This is a genomic window from Halobacillus shinanisalinarum (assembly GCF_022919835.1).
GTDB classification, from domain to species: Bacteria; Bacillota; Bacilli; order Bacillales; family Halobacillaceae; genus Halobacillus_A; species Halobacillus_A shinanisalinarum.
Map to the genome: position 1 here is coordinate 2,061,833 of NZ_CP095074.1, position 19,374 is coordinate 2,081,206.

A 19,374-nucleotide genomic window follows, 5' to 3' on the forward strand; every position below is an offset into this window, starting at 1 on the left:
TTTTTTTACTTTATTAATATTCTTAGGATGTTCGGTGGGCGGCGTGGTTGGTTGAGCCAATGCCTCGGTTGAAGGAGAGAGCGTGTTGGATGGCGTTTGTTACGAACGCTTTTGCCGTTCCAACGGCTTCTTCTACCGATTTTCCTTTGGCAAGTTCAGCGGTGATAGCTGCTGAGTAGGTACACCCTGCTCCACTTGTATGGATCGTGTTAACACGTTCAGACTCAAAGCGCTTCACTGTATTCCCGTCATAAAGAATATCAACGGCAGCATGGTTTTTAAGTGAACCACCTTTGATAAGTACATAATTTGACCCTAGCTGATGGAGCTTGCGGGCGGCAGCTTCCATCTCCTCCGGGGATTGTGGCACAGGTTCGTCCAATATTCGTGCCGCTTCTTGAAGGTTGGGTGTGATGATGGTTGCGATTGGCAGCAGATGACTGATTAGCGTTTCGATTGCCTCATCTTGGAGAAGCTGTGATCCCATTTTCCCAATCATAACGGGATCAACTACAATCCCTTTTACCGAAGAGTCCTGGATAAGCTCGCTTGTTCGTTTAATGATCGGCTCGGTAAAAAGCATGCCGGTTTTTAGCGCATCTGGCCCAACATGCTCGAGGGATGCGTGGATCTGTGCTTCGATAGCTTCGATTTGTTGTGTGAAAATGCCTTGCTCTGTTGTTGAGTTGTTGGCGACGATGGCGGTGATTGCGCTCATGCCATAGACGTCTAGTTCTTGAAAGGTTTTCAGGTCGGCTTGGATACCTGCGCTTCCTTGGGCTGCTGATCCTGCGATGGTTAGTGTTCGTGGTATACTCATGATTAGGCCTCCGCTATTATCGATTCTTATAGTTGAATTGTAACATTCTTACATAGATGAGGCTATTTGTTATAGATGGTTTTAGGAGGTGGGCTGTGTGTGAAACCTTTTACAGAAAAAGTGATAGCGATTATCATGGAGATTCCCGAGGGATATGTGATGACATATGGACAGATAGCGCGCCAGGCGGGGAGTCCTCGTGCGGCGAGACAGGTTGTGCGTGTTCTTCATTCAATGAGCAGGAAATATCAACTGCCATGGCATCGGGTGATCAATGCTAAGGGGGAAATCGCTTTGAATGATGAGACGGCGGCGATAGAGCAGCAGTTGTCACTTGAGAGTGAAGGAGTTGTCGTCATAAATAAACATGTGGACTTAGATACATATCAGTATAACGATGAAAGGAAATGAATGGATGACCTGAGGAGGGGATTGGGATGTTTGAGGTGAGGCGTTTTCCGGAGTTGTCTTGGTCGTTGTCGCGGCATAAGACGATGCTGACGTGTTTACGGAAGTATGCTTATGATTATTATGTTTCCCATAATGGTTGGTTGACGAATGGGGATTCGCTGGCCCGGCAGGCTTATCGCTTAAAGAAAATTACGAATCTTGAGATGCATTTCGGCAGTGTTGTGCATGACCTAATCTATCAAATTATTCAAAATGTGCTAGGTGGTAAAGAGATTCCTAGCGAGGAAGCTGTCGTTGATGAGATTCGTCATCATTTGAATCGCGGGTTCGTTGAATCAACTCGTAAGGAACATCTGTGGCACAGCCGCCCGAAGCATTATACGATGCTTCACGAGATTTACTATAGCCAGACGAATACACTCCCATCGTCAAAGATTACAAAAATCACGGACCGCCTGTACACGACGGTGAAAAACTTTTATGCCAGCCAATCATTTGCAGATGTTCTTAATCAGCAAAATATGCAGTTTATAGAATCTGAGAAGTTCAGATATTTGAAGGTAGATGGCACGAAAATCTTTGTGGTAATGGATTTAGTTTACAAGGATTTGCAACAAAATAAGTGGGTCATTGTCGATTGGAAAACAGGTAAATCCTCGGATGAAGATCGTAATCAGCTGGCTCTTTATGCTCTGTATTTACAGCAAAAGCATAGCATTGAATCACTCGATGATATCATCATTCGCAATGAGTACTTATTAGAAGGTACTAACGTTGAGCATAAGCTCAGTGAACACGATTTGATAAATGTCCAGCGTCTCTATCAGATTAGTATCGATCAAATGAAAAATCATCTTTTAGACAGCGAACAAAATCAACCTCTTCCAATTGAGCAGTTCCCGATGCAGGAAGATCCACGGATATGTGCACGCTGTAACTATCAGGAACTTTGCTTTCCTGCAAGCAAATAATGTTTGAACGGCCAACGAAACGGATAAACTTAATGTAGAATTTACAGAAGGAGATGTTCAAAAAGTTATGAAAGTACTAGTAGCAGGAGCAAATGGTACAACAGGACGTTTACTCATACAGTATTTGAAAGAAGATGGCCATGAAGCATATGGTATGGTCCGTAAAGAAGAACAGAAAACAAAGATTGAAGGATTAGGCGGCATCCCCGTCTTAGCCGATTTAACGAAAGATGTAGGTCATACTGTTAAAGGAATGGATGCTGTCATCTTTGCAGCTGGCTCTGGCTCAAGTACTGGGTCAGATCAAACAACAGCGGTTGATCGTGACGGTGCCATCAACCTGATTAAAGCAACAGAAAATCTAGGTATTAAAAAATTCGTTATGCTGAGTGCGATTTCAGCAGATGACCCTAGTCAGGGATCAGGCCCAATGGAGCACTATCTTCAAATGAAGCTTGAAGCAGATGAGTATTTGCAAGGAACAGAGTTAGACTACACGATTGTTCGCCCTGGTGGTTTAACAGATGAAGAAGGTACTAGTAAAATTAAAGTCGGTAAGAAGGTAGATCGTGATACTATCCCGAGAGCGGACGTTGCTAAGACGATGATCTCAGCGCTCGAAGAACCAAATGCCTATCATAAAACATTCGAAATGGTTTCTGGTGACACACAAATCGAAGACGCGCTAAAAAGCCTTTAATTAAGTAAAACAGCCGCTCCAATTGGAGCGGCTGTTTATTATATCCCTACAATATTCTTTTGCCAATTCTTAAACTCCAGCTCATCAAACTTCCTTCCCATTTGCTCTTCATCTATGAAAAACAGAGCGTCCTCCAATGAGCAATTGACGTCCGCTTCACAATGAATGCGCGCAAGCTTTCTCGATAAGTGCAGCATATCAAGGTCCTGCTCAATTTTATTACGTTGCCCTTTAGTTAATTGATCGATATTATCTAATATTCCTTCGATCGTTTGATGCTTGATTAATAGTTTTAGGGCTGTTTTTTCACCGATTCCCCGTACACCCGGATAATTATCACTGCTATCCCCCATTAATGCCTTTAAATCTACCATTTGTGCAGGAGTGATTCCTTTTTCTTCAAAAAAAGAACCCTCATGATATTCAGCATAGTTGCCATATCCCTTTTTCAATAAAACGACCGAAACATTTGGCTGCAGCAACTGAAGCATGTCTTGATCACCTGTAAAAATGAATACTTGTGAATCTTCACGGTACAGACGGCTTAATGTTCCCATGCAATCGTCCGCTTCAAAACCAGCCTGTCCTATGTTCGGAATATTCAATGATTCCACAACTTCCTTCGCGAGCTCAAATTGCGGGATTAACTCATCAGGTGCTTCCCCACGATTCGCCTTATATTCTGGGAACAAATCATTTCGAAACGTTTTGCTTCCCATATCCCAGCAGCACACCACATGTGTTGGCTGATACGTATCAATCGCTGTAAATAAATGCTTCATCATGCCATAAACAGCATTTGTTGGCATACCTTTGCTATTTATCATAAAATAATTGCTCATTGCCGTGGCATAAAACGCACGGAAAAGTAATGCCATTCCGTCAACAAGCATAATTCGATTGGTTGTTGTCATCTTCCGTTCCCCTTTTTTCAATAAAGATAATTCTATTATAACAAAAATACGCTGCCGACTGTGGGAGAAATATATGGAGAGGGAATCTTCCTATTCCCAGTCTCCGTCTCTACTAAATTCAACGTCAACCTATTCGTCTGTATCAAATCGCATCAATTATCTAATAATTGACAAAATTCTGATATAGTGGTAATTTCGAATTAAGCGTAATCTAGTTACATATGCTATTTTGTAAGCGTTTGCTAGTAGAATAATAATGGGAGGTATAGATGTCATGGTATATGCGTTTCCAAACACAGAAGGGTCAATTGTACAGTACAAAGAACGTTACGATAACTTTATCGGTGGTAAATGGATGCCGCCAACAAAAGGACAATACTTCGATAATGTGACCCCGGTAACAGGAAAAACGTTCTGTCAGGTGGCCCGCTCTACAGAAGAAGATATTGAACTTGCGGTTGATGCTGCTCATGAAGCAAAGGAAGCTTGGGGTAAAACGTCGGTCACAGAACGATCGTTGATTTTAAACCGAATCGCTGACCGTATGGAAGAAAACCTTGAGAAGCTGGCTGTTGCGGAAACTTGGGAAAATGGAAAGGCTGTCCGCGAAACGCTTAATGCAGATATCCCGTTAGCCATCGATCATTTCCGTTATTTTGCTTCTGTGATTCGCGCCCAGGAAGGTTCAATTGGCGAAATTGATAACGACACGATTGCCTATCATTTTCATGAGCCTCTAGGTGTGGTCGGACAAATCATCCCATGGAACTTCCCCATTCTTATGGCAACATGGAAGGTGGCACCTGCACTAGCTGCCGGAAATGCAATCGTTCTTAAGCCGGCTGAGCAAACACCTGCCTCTTTTTTATACTTCCTAGAATTGATTGAGGATTTACTTCCACCAGGAGTACTCAATGTCGTCAATGGCTTTGGACTTGAAGCTGGGAAGCCACTTGCCCAAAACCCTAGAATTAATAAGGTAGCCTTCACAGGCGAAACGACAACTGGCCGGATGATTATGCAATATGCTTCACAAAATATTATACCTGTCACCCTTGAGCTTGGTGGGAAGTCCCCGAACATTTTCTTTGAAGATGTAATGAGCAAGGATGATGATTTCCTTGATAAAGCTATTGAAGGGATGGTTATGTTTGCCTTAAACCAGGGAGAAGTATGCACCTGCCCTTCACGTGCACTCGTTCAGGAGTCTATTTATGATAAATTCATAGAAAAAGTAACCGAACGAGTAAAAGCGATTAAAACCGGTAACCCCCTAGATCCAGAAGTCATGATGGGCGCGCAGGCATCGTCCGAACAGCTTGATAAAATTCTTTCCTATCTGGATATTGGTAAAGATGAGGGGGCGGAATGCCTCATCGGCGGGGAACGTAACACGCTTGATGGCGACTTTGCTGAAGGGTACTATGTTCAGCCAACGATGTTTAGGGGAAATAATAAGATGAGGATTTTCCAAGAGGAAATCTTTGGTCCTGTTCTTGCTGTGACCACATTTAAAGACCATGAGGAGGCCATGGAGATTGCTAATGATACTCTTTATGGTCTTGGTGCAGGTGTTTGGTCACGTGACATCAATACAGCCTACCGCTTCGGCCGCGGCATTGAAGCCGGCCGCGTATGGACGAATTGCTACCACGCTTACCCTGCTCATGCAGCCTTTGGCGGATATAAGATGTCTGGTGTCGGCCGTGAGAACCATAAGATGATGCTCAGTCACTATCAGCAAACGAAAAACATGCTCGTAAGTTACAGCGCTCAAAAACTAGGCTTCTTTTAATATAGGAAAAGTAGAGGCGAATCGATAGTCTAACCTTTGGAGTGGGAGCTAGACACCAGCCTTTCTTTAATCCTAGAGAGGAGGTGACCAATGATGGTCGATCGTGTAACAGCTACCGATGAAGCCCTTCAATTGATTCATTTACTTAAAGATAAACATGGTCCGCTTATGTTCCATCAATCCGGCGGCTGCTGTGATGGGAGTTCTCCCATGTGCTATCCAGAAGGCGACCTTATCACAGGGGCCCAGGACGTTTTGCTTGGAAAAATTGGCGAGACACCCTTTTATATTCACAAGAGGCAATATGATTACTGGAAGCATACCCAGCTCATTATTGATGTAGTGGACGGACGCGGTGGAATGTTTTCCTTAGAAGGTGTGGAGGGAAGACGATTCTTAACACGCTCCCGTGCCTTTTCTGACGAGGAATATAAAGAACTTAAAAGCACGGGATTGGTGTAAATCTTACCCCTGCCGACCATGGCAGGGGGGGTTTTAATTAAAATTGACCTTGATACCATCTGAAATACCCTAGTAGGTAGGAAATGTAAGCAATCACGATTAGGGAAGCAAGCGTAATGATGAAAAAGATCCAGTCTACTCCTTTCACGGTAAAAACCCGATAGAAACTCCGCTCTCTACTGCCAGTAAACCCTTTAGATTCCATCGCCACAGCTGTTCTCTCGGCTTTTCGGATCGCACCAGCTAATAAAGGAATAACGAACCGTTTATATTGCTTAAACGATTCCTTCACCGTTTTTCCCCGTTTCACTCCCCTCACTTGATGGGCCTCTTGAATATGCTGAAACTCCTCTTTCATTAAAGGTAAAAAGCGATAACCCGCTAGGACCCCATAAGCTAGTTTTGGAGATAATTTACATTGCTGCATCAGGCTTAAGATAAAGCCAACCATATCCGTTGTAAAAATAAACATTAGCGACAAGGTCGCAAATGCGAACATTCTCAAAGCGAGAGAAAGAGCAACAATGACATCTTCCTTGGGTACTTCCCACAATAGCAAATGGACAATTTGATTAGGATGGTCCGGTGCATCAGCAAAGACAATTGTGGTCCACAGCATCCCAAACGAAATAATCGTGAACGGGATTAAAAACATGAGATAATACTTCACTTTTACTTTTCCAAAAATAAAGGTACAAGCTACTGTCAAAATGCTAAATAACAATGGGGTGATCGGATCAAAAATCAGGGCAAGTCCGATCACTGCTGCAATAACGGTTAAAGCCTTTATACTTGGGTTAAGTCTATGAAGGAGCATATAACCCCTCCCTTTCAATCAAATGCTTGAGTTTCACACGAACAGGATAGTCGAGCTGCCAATCCGCTAAATTACTATTTTCCCAGAGCCTATGTGGATGTTGATCTGCAACAATTTGCCCCTCGTTAATCACAAGAACTCTGTCAGCAAAACGGTCAACAAGTTCCATATCGTGGGTGATCATCACAATCGTTGAGCCATTACTGCATCTCATATCTAACAAATCCATAAGCTGTTTGGTGGATTTGGCATCCTGACCAAACGTAGGTTCATCTAAAATGAGCAGCTCTTGATGATCAACAATCATTGTTGCCACACTCAATCTCCGCTTTTGGCCTTGGCTTAATGTGTATGGATGTCGATGGGCTAACCCGTCAAGCTGGCATGTGCTAAGAATATCCCTTACCTGTTTATCCATTTCCGCTTCCCCCATTTGTTGAATCCTGAGACTAAAGGCAACTTCATCATAAACGGTGTCAGTAATTAATTGATGCTCAGGATTTTGGAAGACGTAGCCCAGATGCTGCCGTAAATCGATTTCTTTCCAAGAGTATAACGATTTTCCGGAAAAGGACACTTTGCCCATGCCCGGCTTTTGAATGCCTGACATTATTCTAGACAGGGAAGTTTTGCCGCTTCCGTTTGCCCCTGCTATAGCTATGAATTCTCCCTCTCTTACCTCAAGGGACACATCATCAATGATCTTTCTGTCGCTCTTCATCCAGGATATAGATGTTAGTTCAAGAATGGGTATAGAGGAACGATCGACCCTGGTAGCGGAGGAGCCTCCTACTTCTTCCCGCTTCCCTATCCATTCGTCGAGAAAATCATCTACAGTTAGCGGCAAATGATCAAATTGGTTCATCCATCCTTTTTCGATAACGTATTCAGTGATAGCTGGCATCCAAATCCCTTGCTCCTGTAATGTATGTTTATGAATAGAGATCCCTTGCCTGATCGGGCCATCATAAAAAATTCTTCCGCTACGATCCATCATCACACCCCGTTCGATAAAAGAAACCCAGCCATCCAGCTGATGTTCAATAACAATGAGAGCAAAGCCCTTATCCTTTTGGAGCTTTTCGATCGTTTCAATAAAGTCACGGGTAGCTTTCGGATCAAGATTAGCGGTTGGTTCATCAAGAATTAACAGCTCGGGCTCCATGGCAAGCACACAGGCCAAAGCAAGTTTTTGCTTCTGTCCGCCAGATAACGTGCTTATCGCCCTAAGTTTTATACCTTCTAAACCAACTAGAAGCAAAGCTTGATCAATCAGCCCAGATATTTGCTCAACAGGTGTACCGATATTTTCTAAGCCGAATGCCACTTCATCCTCGACCGTTATCATACAAAATTGACTTTCTGGATCTTGAAAAACAACGCCGGCATGCTGACTCATTTCCCCTGGAGGATAGTTTTCTACAGGATGTCCTCTAAACTGAATATCTCCTGTCATCGTCCCGTCCAGCTCACGAGGGTGAATGCCATTCAGCCCATACGTCAACGTACTTTTCCCACATCCGCTTGGGCCTGACAAAAGAAGACTTTCCCCTTCATCCATTGAGAAACTCACATTTGACAGGACATCGTTCTCTTCTTCCTCAAATCGAACATGCAGTTGGTTCACCTCTATTAATTTCATGCGGCTTTCTTCCTTCGTTGTTCTTTTCCTAATGCAAAACCTGTGAGCACGCCTGTTTTTGCTAGTGCGTCACTTATGGTCTTCCCTAACAAACCAGAGATGAGGGCACCACTAATTATGCGGACAACGAGCATGCTGACCACGTAACCAGTCCCAAAGGCGGCATACCCTGAGCGAAAGTATCCCCAGACAAAACTGAATAGGGCTGCTCCCGCACCAGCTAACATTAATACAGGCAAGTTATATGTCTTATACCTCGTTACTGTGAAAGCTGCCTCTGCTCCTAAACCCTGGATGATCCCTGTCAAAATTAAGACCGGTCCCATGGCATTTCCGAGCAGCATTTCAACTGTTGCCGCAATCGTTTCTGATAAAAAGGCTGCTCCCTTTTTTCGAATAATATAAGCAGCTATGATAGAGACGATAAACCAAATTCCGAAGATTAGGTCATAGCCAATTGGTCCAAATAGGCCGGCCAGCAATTTTCCAACTGGGAGAAAAGCTAAATAAACAACGGCAAACACAACGGAAAGCACTGACATGACAACGATTTCTTTTAACTTCCAATTTTTCAGACTCATCTACTCCCCTCCCTTTGTTGACGGACTGTTCGCAGACATTGTTACTGTCATAACAGTGTGAGAGGATCCTTGCTTCTCCGTTTGTTGGAACACCTGCTCAAGGCCTTCAAAAACCTTATTTCCATCCCCATCCAAACGTGTCGAATAGTGGGCTTCACTGACCTCGACTCCTTGCTTCTTCATCTCTTCAATTTGGCTATAAATTACATCCATGTAGTCTCCGCCGCCCATTGGGTAAAGTGAAAACTTAGCGGCAACTTCCTGATCGACCGGCTTACTTTCCGATCTGTTCAATGGAGCGTTATCCTCTGCCATATAAACATCGCCTGCTGAATCACCGGGACAGCCAATTGAATAGGTTGATTGGAAAACAACATGTTCTCCCGTTTTTGCTGCCTGTAAAAACATGGCTCTGGTTACATCAAATACATGGATCATTTGTCCTCTAACCGTTGTTGTTACGTCGTCGGCCTTCATCCATACCCTGGAAGTGTCGACCTCCTTAAGTGATGACTTAATAATCTCGACAAAACGATCGGTCATCGGATAAATTGAAAATGAACTTCCAGCAATACGATTTGTTGATTCACAAGCTTGACTCATCATTTTATCCTCCTTTTATTAAACACAAAAAAACTGCATCCCGGGGGAATGCAGTTACGAACGTAAGTATATGTTGTACACCATTGCTATTTTACGATCGACTCCACTTCCCCACGCTAGTATTATCTAGTTCGGGTTATAAGGGTCGGAATCCATTTCCTCTCAGCCGCATCTGCAGCTCCCCTAGTGTTCGTTAGATATATGCAGTTTTTGTACAATTTCATCGTAATGGAAGGTTCCTGTTTTGTAAAGCTTATTCCTTTTCCTTAACGAGCTCGTCCATTTCCTGCACAATCTTCTCAAGCTCATCAAGTCCCTGTTTTGGGTTGGATAAAAATACACGTTCCAGCCGCTCAATAATATTTTCCGGCTTGATATTCATCAGGCTTAACGTTTGCCGCTGCCATTTGAATGCCGGATGATTGACATACATGCAGTTGAGTCCAAATAAGATCCCCATCATCTTATGCTGAACAGAAGTCATAACGGAATAAAGCATCAGCCAATCTTCCCGTTCTACCAGAGCGTGACGATTTCCCCACCTGCTTCCAAGGTCGGAATGGGCATCAATCATCGCATGACTCAATTGTTCAGGGTACACTTGGACTTTGGCTTTCAACCCATCCATTATCTCTGTACCTGAAACAGCTTCTCCATAATGAATCGAAGCGATCAAACATTGACTATCTAATTCGATATCATACTCTTTCGTTACACGTTGGACAACCTTACGAATGGTTTCTGTTAAAAAGCTACTGATTTCAAATTTAACATCATCCACTTGATATGTTTCTGACCATTCTCCGTCTTCATAAGCGTAGAAATTCAGCAGCTGCCCTTCCACCTGTTCAATAACAGAAAGACGTTCTTGGTCTGTCGGCCCCTCGGACCACAACACATTTAGTTCTATATCGGAATAGTGATCCTCCCAGCCCCTCGCAACAGAACCCGCGATATAAACAGCCTCCACCTTAGCATTTTGTTCATACACGCTTGCCACTTTTGTTGCCAATGTCTTTAAATCCATAGCCTATCAACCACCGCCTGTTCTTTAAATGATTATAAAAGGATGAGAAACAACACGATAGATTAATGAAAAAATTCTTTTCTACGAATGTAAACTAATTTCTCCCTAAATAGACGTTCACCTACATGTACGAATCAATGCCCCTCTTGTTTCACCTTTCACGATCTTTTAATAAGCAAAGACATGATTTTCTTAACTTTACCAAAAAACAGTGAATGAAGCGATAAATTATTTGATAATTTTGTAATCCAGGCTTATTACCATTTCAAAAAGTTTATCTAAGACCTACTAAACACTTTACTTCGATCGATCTCCACACAACCATTGTGGGCAAAAAGCTTTAACATAGGGGTGTTGTGATAGCTCGTTGAACCAACATAATAGGCCGCATCAAACTTTTGACGCAATATAGCTAAAGCCTGGCGGTGCAACACCTTACTCTTCCCTTTTCCGCGTGCTTCAGGGATAAGACCAAAGTAAAATAATCTACCCTCTGCTATCGTCCCAGGTTCAATATGCGGCATGACCACACCAATAGGCTGTTCTCCTTCATAGGCGATTAGACATGTACGTCTAAAATTAGGACCAAGCTCTTTTTCTACACTTTTTAACTGGTCATCGATCGTCAAATTGGATGACCCGTTCAATGAATTTGTCATAGCCTGAGCCCATACATGTTTAAATGTGTCCTCCATCCCCGGTTTCATGGGAATCAATCTATAAGATTCTGATTCCGTTAAACTCAGATCTGATAAATCCCTTTTCACAATGACAGTCATATCATCCAAGACAAATCCGGCTTCAACCAGTTTTGTATTTAATTTATCAGTATGATGAGAGGATGGAACTAGAATGGATAGAGTGCCAGCTTTTTTTAAACGTTCGTCCTTTTCTAAATACGCTATCAATCGAAGAAATTCCTCTTGTGATAGCTGAGTCGTTTCTTCAACTGTAGTAAATTTCTCTCCCTCCACAAATTTCACTTTTTCATATAGCTTGAACTTATCAAAATCACATTCTTTCATAAGTAGCCTCCTTGCCATGTACTCACCTTATATTCTAACGTCCAGCCTTTTCTTTTTCATCTAGATCCATAGTTGCGATACAATAGGAGATGTAAATAATGGAAGGAGTGAGGATTGTGAATCGAGAAATTCAACTAGTTAAAAGGCCAGAAACTGTCCCGACTCATGAACACTTAAGTATCACAGATGCTGAATTACCAAAGCCTCAAGAGGGCGAGTTGTCAGTGGAGTTGTTATATGTCTCCGTTGATCCTTATATGAGGGGACGCATGAATAATACAAAGTCATATGTTGCACCTTTTCAATTAAATGAACCGATTTCAGGAGGAGTTGTCGCTCAAGTAAAGGAGTCAAAAGCAGAGCCATTCACAACAGGAGATATTGTAACAGGCTCTATTCCTTGGAGGGAAAAAACGGTTATATCCGCTGATTCAGTTCGAAAAGTGGATCCAACCCTTGGCTCGGTCACTACATCATTAGGAATTCTCGGGATGCCTGGACTTACCGCCTATTTTGGCCTTATTGATATCGGGAAACCAAAAGAAGGAGAAACTCTCGTCGTTTCTGGAGCTGCCGGTGCTGTTGGTTCAACGGTTGTGCAAATCGGGAAAATCTTTGGCTGCCGGGTTGTGGGCATCGCAGGTAGTGATGAAAAAACAAGTTATCTTACAAATGAGTTGGGAGCTGACGCGGCAATTAATTATAAAACGCAGAATGTTGCTGCGGCTCTTCAAGATGCCTGTCCTAGTGGAGTAGATATTTATTTTGATAACGTAGGTGGAGAAATTGCTGATCGTGTTTATCCTTTGTTAAATAAATTTGCGCGTATTACACAATGTGGCGCTATTGCTTCTTACAATGTACCAAATGATCAGGGCCCACGAATCCAAATGCATTTGATAAAATCAAGCGCTACAATCAAGGGATTCGTTGTTGGAGATTATCAGGTGCGTTATAAGGAAGGGTTTGACCATCTTTCTAAATGGCTTAAAGACGGGAAACTTACTTATGAAGAAACGATTCATGAAGGCTTCGAAAATATTCCAGATGCCTTCTTTGGTCTATTCAAAGGAAGCAATACAGGAAAACAATTAGTTAAAATAGCCGATCCGCGATAATTTGGAACGGGAGCGTTATAAAAAGGCTGAATTTTGATCTCAGTTCATAAATTGCGCATTTGTGATGTGAGGATTCTGTCCAAATTAAAAAGATTCTATTCTACCCTTTTTAAAAATCATAGATTCGACCTAACTATAAAACAAACGCAGGTTCAATAGGTGTACTTGCGTTTGTTTTATATCCCACTTTTCGTCTTCAATTTTGAAAGGTAGTTCACCCCACTCCAATCTCATTTAAAGCTTGATGCAAATTGGCTCGTGTTTTAACTTTGCTAAATTTCATTCCCATTTCAACAACGGAACGGGCGATTTCGGGTCGAATCCCTGTTAATACCGTCTCGACCCCAACGAGCTGCAAGGAATGGGTGACTTGAAAAATATAGTGAGCCACAACCGTATCAATGGTTGGAACTCCTGAGATATCAATAAGAAGGTATTGCAGCTGAAGTTTCGTACTCTTCTCTAGGGAAGTTTCTATAATCAACTGAGCCCGCTCTGTATCTATGCTACCAACAATTGGCAATACAGCTACCCCATTTGTGATGGGGACCACAGGTACAGATAACTCCATCAGTTTCTCCTGGGCTTTTTGCCATTTTTCACTATGATACCTATTATAGACTTGGCTAAGCTGGTGCATAACCTTATCTAGTAACGGGTCGATTAGCTTACCTATGTGTAAAATTGTTTGCGCAGCAAAGTGGTCTTCCGCTAATTCTTTTTCAAACATATCCCAAATCACCGTTCTGCAATAACCAAGTGTAGGAATAATCTCATTTAGAGGCACGTCATACTTTGATGTCACGTCGCCAGTCTGAATGGCCCATTCTTCTATTTGAGACTCAATCGTTTCATAGTCCCCATATAAGGCTTCACCTAAGTGTTGAAATAATGTCGCCCTCCAGCCCTCAACTTGTTCACGGCTCACATTTGCTAGGGCAAGATTTCGTTCAAATCCTTGTCCTTCTTTGGATTGAATTCTATTAGCGAGTTCATGACGCTGCTCGACAATTTTTTCACCAATATAAGCTAACTCTTCTTTCATAGTATATGAATCTCCTTTTATGCTTTATGTATCTATGATAATTAAAGCATGAAGCATTTGTAAAATAATTTAAAAATATTCGTAATCGAATATCATTTAATCATGACCTTATTTATACCTGGGTTGATCGTATTGCCCGAACCATTGATAACGGTGATTCGAGAACCATTTGTATAAAGGTGACCCAATCCGTTCCATTCCGGGTAAATATAACAACAATCCAATAAAGGCAAACGGCGGCAAAAGAATTAATAGCCGGCGAATCGTTTGAAATCCTGCCTTCAATTCACCTTGTCTTGTGAGCATATGAATTTCATCACGCGTATTTCGACCTTCTAAATATGGATATTTTCCGTGCTTTTTTTCAACCTCCTGGATCGATACCCACTTCATTTGTTTACACCAATCGAATTTACGCATTACACGTTTTACATTAAAGCAAAAAGGACATTTTGCATCATAAAAAACAATATGCTTCATTTTTTCCTCTCCTTTCAATTACTGCCCATCTGTACCTTGATCCATCCTCGCAGTCCATTGACCATCCAAATTTCTTCAAAGGAGGCGAGATCACTTTTATAGAGGACACGCTCTTTTACTCTCCCTTGTTCCACTAATTCTCCCCTCAAGGTTCCTCCAAGCAAGCCGCTTGAAATCGGTGGAGTCAAGTACTCCCCTCTCTCTTTTACAACTAAATTCGCTATTGTAAATTCTGTAAGCTCTCCCTCATCGTTCCATAATAAGACCGCATAGCTTTCTCCGTCTGCTTCGTGCTGGTGTTTATCATAGACGCGACGATGTGTTGTCTTATGAAAGAGAAAAGGGTCGTTAGGGTCAATTGGTGAATGAGCTAGTGCACCATAGGCTTCTTTAGGGGTTGGTGTCACTGCGATTGTCTCTATTTTAACCTGCCCCTGTTGGTCACTGAGCATTCGGACTCGATGTAACCCTTGAGGATGATTTAGTGCATTCTGTTCCAGCATCGCCACTACAGCTTCTTTATCGAATGAAAAATTAAAATAATGTGCCGATTGGTCGATTCGCTCGATGTGGCGCTTCAATAGCGGATAAGCTCCATCTTTAAGCTGCATTGTTTCAAGAAGCTTAAAGGCGGGCCTTGCTTCTGTTAACAACTTTGCTTTCGTTTGAAGCTCCTCGTATTCACCGTTTGTTGTCGAATCCCACGTTATACCGCCGCCCGTTCCGTACACAGCCTGTCCTTGGTTAAGCAAAACGGTTCGAATGGGGACATTAAACACAGCCTCTTCATTCGGTGTCATATATCCTATAGCACCACAATATACATCCCTTGGCGTTTTTTCAAGACTAGCGATATACTCCATCGTTCGCACTTTGGGAGCACCTGTAATTGACCCACATGGAAACAAAGAACGAAAGATTTCATACATCGGCGTGTTTTCGGGTAATTGTGCTTCTACTGTTGAAGTCATTTGATGGACGGTGGGGTAAGTTTCGATAGCAAATAGCTCCGGCACCTTAACCGTTCCTGGCAGTGCCAGCCTCCCGACGTCATTTCTAAGCAAATCAACAATCATTAAGTTTTCAGCTTGATCTTTATCTGATAAACTCAGTGCTTTTTTATAATTTTCGTCCTCTGCTAATGTCCTTCCTCTCCTTGCAGTTCCTTTCATCGGCCTTGTCACAAGATTTGAACCATTTTTACGAAAGAAAAGTTCAGGCGAAGCCGATAAAATATATTGTTCATTTCCTAATGACATGTAAGCACTGTAAGATGATTGTTGGTTGGAAACTAATTGTTTGTAAAAGGAAAAGGTATCACCACTAAAGGCAGCTTGTAGTCTTGCAGTGTAGTTCACTTGATAAGTATCTCCACGCTCAATAGCAGCCTTAATCTGCTCTATTCCTTCTTGGTATTCTTCATACGTGGTACCAAGTTCCCAAGGAGTGAGCGAATACGAGTGTGACGAAGAGGTTACACCTTCATATTGAGGCTTAGTAAAAACTCCAAACCAAACGAGCGGCCACTCCCCTTTTTGGTTCACATTAAAAGCAGAGTCAAAAGCTGGAGCTGCTTCATAAGAAACACATCCTGCAATGTAAAATCCCTTTTCTAAAGCCTCCTCTACTTGAGTAAAAGCACTAGCGACCTCTTCTAAACTGTCTGCTTTAATTATAAAATGAGGCTCAGTAAACCACATTGGCTGTTTGTTGCCATTTTGATCTGCAAATTCAAAAAACAAATGTGGCTGTGTCATATCATCACTCCTTTCTCCCTTTTTTCACGAAAGGCTAAAGCTTGTTTATAAGCGTTCTCAAGCATTTGAAATCCGCACTCTGTCAAAATAGACTCTGGGTGGAATTGGATTCCTTCAACAGGATAGATATGGTGACGGACCCCCATAACGACAGAATCCTCAGTCATAGAACTAATTTCAAGCATTAATGGCAATTCTTCTGCTGGTGTTTGAAGGGAATGATACCTTGTCACTTTCAAAGAACAAGGGAGCTTATGAAAAACAGATTTCCCATCATGTGTGACGGCGCTCACTTTACCGTGCACCGGGCGTACTCCTTTTTCTATTTTCCCTCCAAAAAACTCCACGATCATTTGGTGACCAAGACAAATTCCAAGAATCGGTGTGGTGCGGAAAAAGTGGCTTAGAACCTCACGACAAATCCCTGTATCAGCAGGATGACCAGGGCCTGGTGAAATGACAATTAATTCTGCATCTAAACCTTCTATTTCAGCTATCGTCACCTGATCATTCCGAAAAACGGTCACGTCTTCATCCAATTGTTTAAAGTATTGGAATAGGTTATAAGTAAATGAATCATAGTTATCTATCATGACAATCACAAAAAAGAACTCCTTCAATTCAGTCTAAATCGATCCCTCTCCAATTATATATGTTCACCATCTTAAATTCACGAAACACATGGATTTTACCGAATATTGTTATAATGTGATGTTTGACCCACAACTTTATTTTTTGGGAAGATCTCAAAAGTAACGTGGTTGCAGTAATTTTTTGATAAATCAGTCAATTATGTTGAAAGCAAGAATACGTTAGTAGTATAATATTTATGGGGTGTAAGCGTATACATATTGTGCTCGTACAAAATTGAGGAGGGATTTTCATGAGTGGTATTTGGCTTGCCATAGCCGGTATTATTATATTTGCATTAGGTTATAAGTACTATTCAAAGTTCATCGCTGAGAAAATTTATCGCTTGGATCCTAATTACGTAACACCTGCCCATAAGTACAAGGATGGGGTCGATTTCGTACCTACCAATAAATTTGTACTTTGGGGACACCATTTTACATCTGTTGCTGGAGCGGCTCCTATTGTCGGGCCAGCCATTGCAGTCTACTGGGGCTGGCTGCCAGCCATTCTCTGGGTTCTGCTCGGAACAGTATTTGCAGCAGGCGTCCATGACTTTGGAACACTCGTCCTATCCGTTAGAAATAAAGGTCAATCCATGGGTACGTTAGCAAGCAAGTTGATCGGAGAGCGCGCAAAAAAACTGTTTTTATTCATCATTTTACTATTGGTATTAATGGTAAACGCTGTATTCGCCTGGGTAATTGCAAATTTATTCATCTCGTTCCCAGCAAGTGTCGTATCGGTATTTATTCAAATTCCTTTGGCTATTTGGATTGGATACAGGGTGTATAAGAAAAAAGGCAATATGTTGCTGCCCTCTGTCATTGCACTTGCAGTCATGTACTTGGCGGCGATTGTGGCAAGCTATGTCCCTATTTTACAAATTGATTTAGTCAAATACTTTGGTGGTGAAGGGGCAACATTCCTAGGTGCTAATGCCACTTCAATGGCGTTCTTTGTATGGATCGTTGTTCTAATGGTGTATGTGTACATCGCATCTACCCTGCCCGTATGGAAACTCCTGCAGCCTCGCGATTATATCAACTCACATCAGTTGTTAGTCGGTTTAGGATTACTTTATTTAGGTCTTCTGTTTACGAACCCAGAAGTAACTGCCCCTGTAAGTAATGGGCAGGCGGACACCTCATGGTTCCCGCTCCTATTTATAACTATTGCCTGTGGAGCGATTTCCGGGTTCCACGGATTGGTCTCATCCGGAACGACTTCCAAGCAATTGAATAACGAGTCAGAAGCCCGTTTTGTAGGATATTTAGGAGCTGTCGGGGAAGGAGCTTTAGCCTTAATCGCTATCATTGCCGTCATCACCTTTTTCCCCACTGCAGGTGAATTTTCTGCAACGTACAGCAGTTTTACGGCGGCAAGCGGCGCTGGACTTACTGTATTCATCCAGGGAGCCGCACAGTTAGCCACAGGGCTTGGTATACCTGCAAGCGTTGCATCAACGATTGTTTCGGTTATCATCGTGAGCTTTGCTGCTACGACCCTTGATTCATCCGTTCGACTCATGCGCTACATCATCTCAGAATTAGGTGTTGAATATAACATTCAACCATTAACAAAAGTCCATGTAGCTACCACAGCCGCTGTTGTTTCAAGTGCTGCTTTGACCTTAATTCCACAAGGGCCGAAAGGATTTGGATCTGGTGGTTACCTGCTTTGGCCGCTTTTCGGTACATCAAACCAGCTCTTAGCGGGAATTAGTTTACTGTTGATCTCTATTTGGCTGAAGAGACTAGGCCGAAACTATTGGCCAACGCTCATACCTATGTTATTCCTTATGTTTATGACGCTATGGGCAATGATTGACCAGGTGCTCACGGAATGGGCCCCATGGGCAGCCGGAAGTGATTGGCTTCTGTTCAGCTTTGGAGCAATTATCCTTGTCTTTACCATTTGGATCTTACTTACAGCCGCTTCAGTCCTTCTCAAAGGAAAAGGTGACGATATAGAAAAAATTGCTTAAAATGTGTTCAAAAAATTGACGAATGAGAAACGAGAAGGTCGAGGCGCGAAAGTTTTGAGGACCGCAAGCCCGGAAAAACCGAGCAACGAAGAAATTCGCCGTTTATCATTTGGTGAATTTTTGAACATCCTCTTAAATATAACGGGAAGGTCGCACTAATCCAGTGCGGCCTTTATCCTTACAAAGGAGGGGCACGAATGGTTGAAATCATAATTATCCGTGCGGAAAAAGAAATTGGAATGGGATGCTGTGGAGGAATGTGCGGGGATGGTTTCATCAAAATGACAGACGAATTTAAACACCATGATCCCGACCGTCAGCTCATGGGTGAATTTTACAGAAGAGTGGAAGCCACATATGGCGACCAGGTTTCAATAACTTTTTTAGACCCCAGAAACATCTTCGCGATAGGTATATACTTTATGAAGCAGGTGAAGGATCATCATATCCCTATTTTTGAAGCTATCAAACATTTCTCCCTCCATATCAAATATAATGCTGTTTTCATCAATGGAAAATTTACGGAAGACTTAGAAAACTGTGATACACTAATTGAAGATATGTTATATGCATAAGGGTTGTGGTGTTC

General features: G+C 42.3%; 20 protein-coding genes and 1 riboswitch. Of the genes, 8 read left to right on the forward strand and 12 right to left on the reverse strand.

The window, feature by feature from the left end:
- Window positions 1-22: 22 nt before the first annotated feature.
- A complete protein-coding gene (gene thiD / locus MUO14_RS10180) occupies window positions 23-820 on the reverse strand; it encodes a bifunctional hydroxymethylpyrimidine kinase/phosphomethylpyrimidine kinase (protein ID WP_244755110.1) in 798 nt (265 codons plus the stop codon).
- Between the two features lie 99 nt (window positions 821-919).
- Between thiD and MUO14_RS10185 the strand changes: the two genes are divergently transcribed.
- The 3 genes from MUO14_RS10185 (at window position 920) to MUO14_RS10195 (ending at window position 2,902) form a co-directional block, all read left to right on the forward strand.
- Window positions 920-1,231 (forward strand): MGMT family protein, encoded by a 312-nt coding sequence (locus MUO14_RS10185; protein WP_244755111.1) that lies wholly within the window; start codon window positions 920-922, stop codon window positions 1,229-1,231.
- Window positions 1,232-1,257: 26 nt separating this feature from the next.
- Window positions 1,258-2,202, forward strand: coding sequence for a PD-(D/E)XK nuclease family protein (locus MUO14_RS10190; RefSeq protein WP_244755112.1), 945 nt, complete (start codon window positions 1,258-1,260; stop codon window positions 2,200-2,202).
- A 67-nt stretch (window positions 2,203-2,269) separates the two neighbouring features.
- A complete protein-coding gene (locus MUO14_RS10195; protein WP_244755113.1) occupies window positions 2,270-2,902 on the forward strand; it encodes an SDR family oxidoreductase in 633 nt (210 codons plus the stop codon).
- 38 nt (window positions 2,903-2,940) lie between these two features.
- On the opposite strand, the gene MUO14_RS10200 is transcribed toward MUO14_RS10195, so the two are convergent.
- Window positions 2,941-3,816, reverse strand: coding sequence for a 5'-3' exonuclease (locus tag MUO14_RS10200; RefSeq protein WP_244755114.1), 876 nt, complete (start codon window positions 3,814-3,816; stop codon window positions 2,941-2,943).
- A 274-nt stretch (window positions 3,817-4,090) separates the two neighbouring features.
- Here MUO14_RS10200 and exaC point away from each other — a divergent pair, with 274 nt between their 5' ends.
- Both exaC and MUO14_RS10210 read left to right on the forward strand, forming a co-directional pair.
- Complete coding sequence (gene exaC / locus MUO14_RS10205; RefSeq protein ID WP_244755115.1) at window positions 4,091-5,611, forward strand: acetaldehyde dehydrogenase ExaC; 1,521 nt, start codon at window positions 4,091-4,093, stop codon at window positions 5,609-5,611.
- A 93-nt stretch (window positions 5,612-5,704) separates the two neighbouring features.
- Window positions 5,705-6,073: a DUF779 domain-containing protein gene (locus MUO14_RS10210; protein WP_244755543.1), complete on the forward strand. Its 369-nt coding sequence runs from the start codon at window positions 5,705-5,707 to the stop codon at window positions 6,071-6,073.
- A gap of 37 nt (window positions 6,074-6,110) precedes the next feature.
- On the opposite strand, the gene MUO14_RS10215 is transcribed toward MUO14_RS10210, so the two are convergent.
- The 6 genes from MUO14_RS10215 to MUO14_RS10240 form a co-directional block, all read right to left on the reverse strand.
- Window positions 6,111-6,890, reverse strand: coding sequence for an energy-coupling factor transporter transmembrane component T family protein (locus MUO14_RS10215; protein ID WP_244755116.1), 780 nt, complete (start codon window positions 6,888-6,890; stop codon window positions 6,111-6,113).
- Entirely contained in the window at window positions 6,877-8,532 is a 1,656-nt protein-coding gene (locus MUO14_RS10220; RefSeq protein WP_244755117.1) for an ABC transporter ATP-binding protein, read from the reverse strand. Before MUO14_RS10220 ends, MUO14_RS10215 begins: the two co-directional genes overlap by 14 nt.
- Window positions 8,529-9,107, reverse strand: coding sequence for an ECF transporter S component (locus MUO14_RS10225; protein ID WP_244755545.1), 579 nt, complete (start codon window positions 9,105-9,107; stop codon window positions 8,529-8,531). Before MUO14_RS10225 ends, MUO14_RS10220 begins: the two co-directional genes overlap by 4 nt.
- A 6-nt stretch (window positions 9,108-9,113) precedes the next feature.
- Window positions 9,114-9,716 (reverse strand): Ykof family thiamine-binding protein, encoded by a 603-nt coding sequence (locus tag MUO14_RS10230; protein WP_244755118.1) that lies wholly within the window; start codon window positions 9,714-9,716, stop codon window positions 9,114-9,116.
- A 91-nt stretch (window positions 9,717-9,807) separates the two neighbouring features.
- Window positions 9,808-9,911: riboswitch (TPP riboswitch) on the reverse strand.
- A gap of 58 nt (window positions 9,912-9,969) precedes the next feature.
- Window positions 9,970-10,743 carry a DUF4037 domain-containing protein gene (locus tag MUO14_RS10235; protein WP_244755119.1) on the reverse strand — a complete coding sequence of 258 codons (774 nt, stop codon included), beginning with the start codon at window positions 10,741-10,743 and terminating at the stop codon, window positions 9,970-9,972.
- A 278-nt stretch (window positions 10,744-11,021) separates the two neighbouring features.
- Window positions 11,022-11,768, reverse strand: coding sequence for a GNAT family N-acetyltransferase (locus MUO14_RS10240; RefSeq protein WP_244755120.1), 747 nt, complete (start codon window positions 11,766-11,768; stop codon window positions 11,022-11,024).
- Window positions 11,769-11,884: 116 nt separating this feature from the next.
- Here MUO14_RS10240 and MUO14_RS10245 point away from each other — a divergent pair, with 116 nt between their 5' ends.
- Window positions 11,885-12,886, forward strand: coding sequence for an NADP-dependent oxidoreductase (locus MUO14_RS10245; RefSeq protein ID WP_396265819.1), 1,002 nt, complete (start codon window positions 11,885-11,887; stop codon window positions 12,884-12,886).
- A 214-nt stretch (window positions 12,887-13,100) separates the two neighbouring features.
- Here MUO14_RS10245 and MUO14_RS10250 read toward each other — a convergent pair whose 3' ends face one another.
- The 4 genes from MUO14_RS10250 to MUO14_RS10265 form a co-directional block, all read right to left on the reverse strand.
- Complete coding sequence (locus MUO14_RS10250) at window positions 13,101-13,931, reverse strand: STAS domain-containing protein (protein ID WP_244755122.1); 831 nt, start codon at window positions 13,929-13,931, stop codon at window positions 13,101-13,103.
- 108 nt (window positions 13,932-14,039) lie between these two features.
- Window positions 14,040-14,411, reverse strand: coding sequence for a thiol-disulfide oxidoreductase DCC family protein (locus tag MUO14_RS10255; RefSeq protein ID WP_244755123.1), 372 nt, complete (start codon window positions 14,409-14,411; stop codon window positions 14,040-14,042).
- 14 nt (window positions 14,412-14,425) lie between these two features.
- Entirely contained in the window at window positions 14,426-16,168 is a 1,743-nt protein-coding gene (gene pabB / locus MUO14_RS10260; protein ID WP_244755124.1) for an aminodeoxychorismate synthase component I, read from the reverse strand.
- On the reverse strand, window positions 16,165-16,770 hold the full coding sequence (locus tag MUO14_RS10265; protein WP_244755125.1) for an anthranilate synthase component II: 606 nt from the start codon (window positions 16,768-16,770) through the stop codon (window positions 16,165-16,167). The genes pabB and MUO14_RS10265 overlap by 4 nt, the downstream gene beginning before the upstream one ends.
- Window positions 16,771-17,051: 281 nt before the next feature.
- On the opposite strand from MUO14_RS10265, the gene MUO14_RS10270 reads away from it, so the two are divergent.
- Together MUO14_RS10270 and MUO14_RS10275 are read left to right on the forward strand one after the other, a co-directional pair.
- Window positions 17,052-18,785, forward strand: a complete 1,734-nt coding sequence (locus MUO14_RS10270; protein WP_244755126.1) for a carbon starvation CstA family protein — start codon at window positions 17,052-17,054, stop codon at window positions 18,783-18,785.
- Window positions 18,786-18,982: 197 nt separating this feature from the next.
- Window positions 18,983-19,360: a hypothetical protein gene (locus MUO14_RS10275; protein ID WP_244755127.1), complete on the forward strand. Its 378-nt coding sequence runs from the start codon at window positions 18,983-18,985 to the stop codon at window positions 19,358-19,360.
- Window positions 19,361-19,374 lie beyond the last annotated feature (14 nt).

Coding starts and splice junctions, on each gene's coding strand:
- thiD (WP_244755110.1), bottom strand. CDS start 820: ATGAGTATACCACGAACACTAACCATCGCAGGATCAGCAGCCCAAGGA.
- MUO14_RS10190 (WP_244755112.1), top strand. CDS start 1,258: ATGTTTGAGGTGAGGCGTTTTCCGGAGTTGTCTTGGTCGTTGTCGCGG.
- MUO14_RS10195 (WP_244755113.1), top strand. CDS start 2,270: ATGAAAGTACTAGTAGCAGGAGCAAATGGTACAACAGGACGTTTACTC.
- MUO14_RS10200 (WP_244755114.1), bottom strand. CDS start 3,816: ATGACAACAACCAATCGAATTATGCTTGTTGACGGAATGGCATTACTT.
- exaC (WP_244755115.1), top strand. CDS start 4,091: ATGGTATATGCGTTTCCAAACACAGAAGGGTCAATTGTACAGTACAAA.
- MUO14_RS10210 (WP_244755543.1), top strand. CDS start 5,705: ATGGTCGATCGTGTAACAGCTACCGATGAAGCCCTTCAATTGATTCAT.
- MUO14_RS10215 (WP_244755116.1), bottom strand. CDS start 6,890: ATGCTCCTTCATAGACTTAACCCAAGTATAAAGGCTTTAACCGTTATT.
- MUO14_RS10220 (WP_244755117.1), bottom strand. CDS start 8,532: ATGAAATTAATAGAGGTGAACCAACTGCATGTTCGATTTGAGGAAGAA.
- MUO14_RS10230 (WP_244755118.1), bottom strand. CDS start 9,716: ATGAGTCAAGCTTGTGAATCAACAAATCGTATTGCTGGAAGTTCATTT.
- MUO14_RS10235 (WP_244755119.1), bottom strand. CDS start 10,743: ATGGATTTAAAGACATTGGCAACAAAAGTGGCAAGCGTGTATGAACAA.
- MUO14_RS10240 (WP_244755120.1), bottom strand. CDS start 11,768: ATGAAAGAATGTGATTTTGATAAGTTCAAGCTATATGAAAAAGTGAAA.
- MUO14_RS10250 (WP_244755122.1), bottom strand. CDS start 13,931: ATGAAAGAAGAGTTAGCTTATATTGGTGAAAAAATTGTCGAGCAGCGT.
- MUO14_RS10255 (WP_244755123.1), bottom strand. CDS start 14,411: ATGAAGCATATTGTTTTTTATGATGCAAAATGTCCTTTTTGCTTTAAT.
- pabB (WP_244755124.1), bottom strand. CDS start 16,168: ATGACACAGCCACATTTGTTTTTTGAATTTGCAGATCAAAATGGCAAC.
- MUO14_RS10270 (WP_244755126.1), top strand. CDS start 17,052: ATGAGTGGTATTTGGCTTGCCATAGCCGGTATTATTATATTTGCATTA.
- MUO14_RS10275 (WP_244755127.1), top strand. CDS start 18,983: ATGGTTGAAATCATAATTATCCGTGCGGAAAAAGAAATTGGAATGGGA.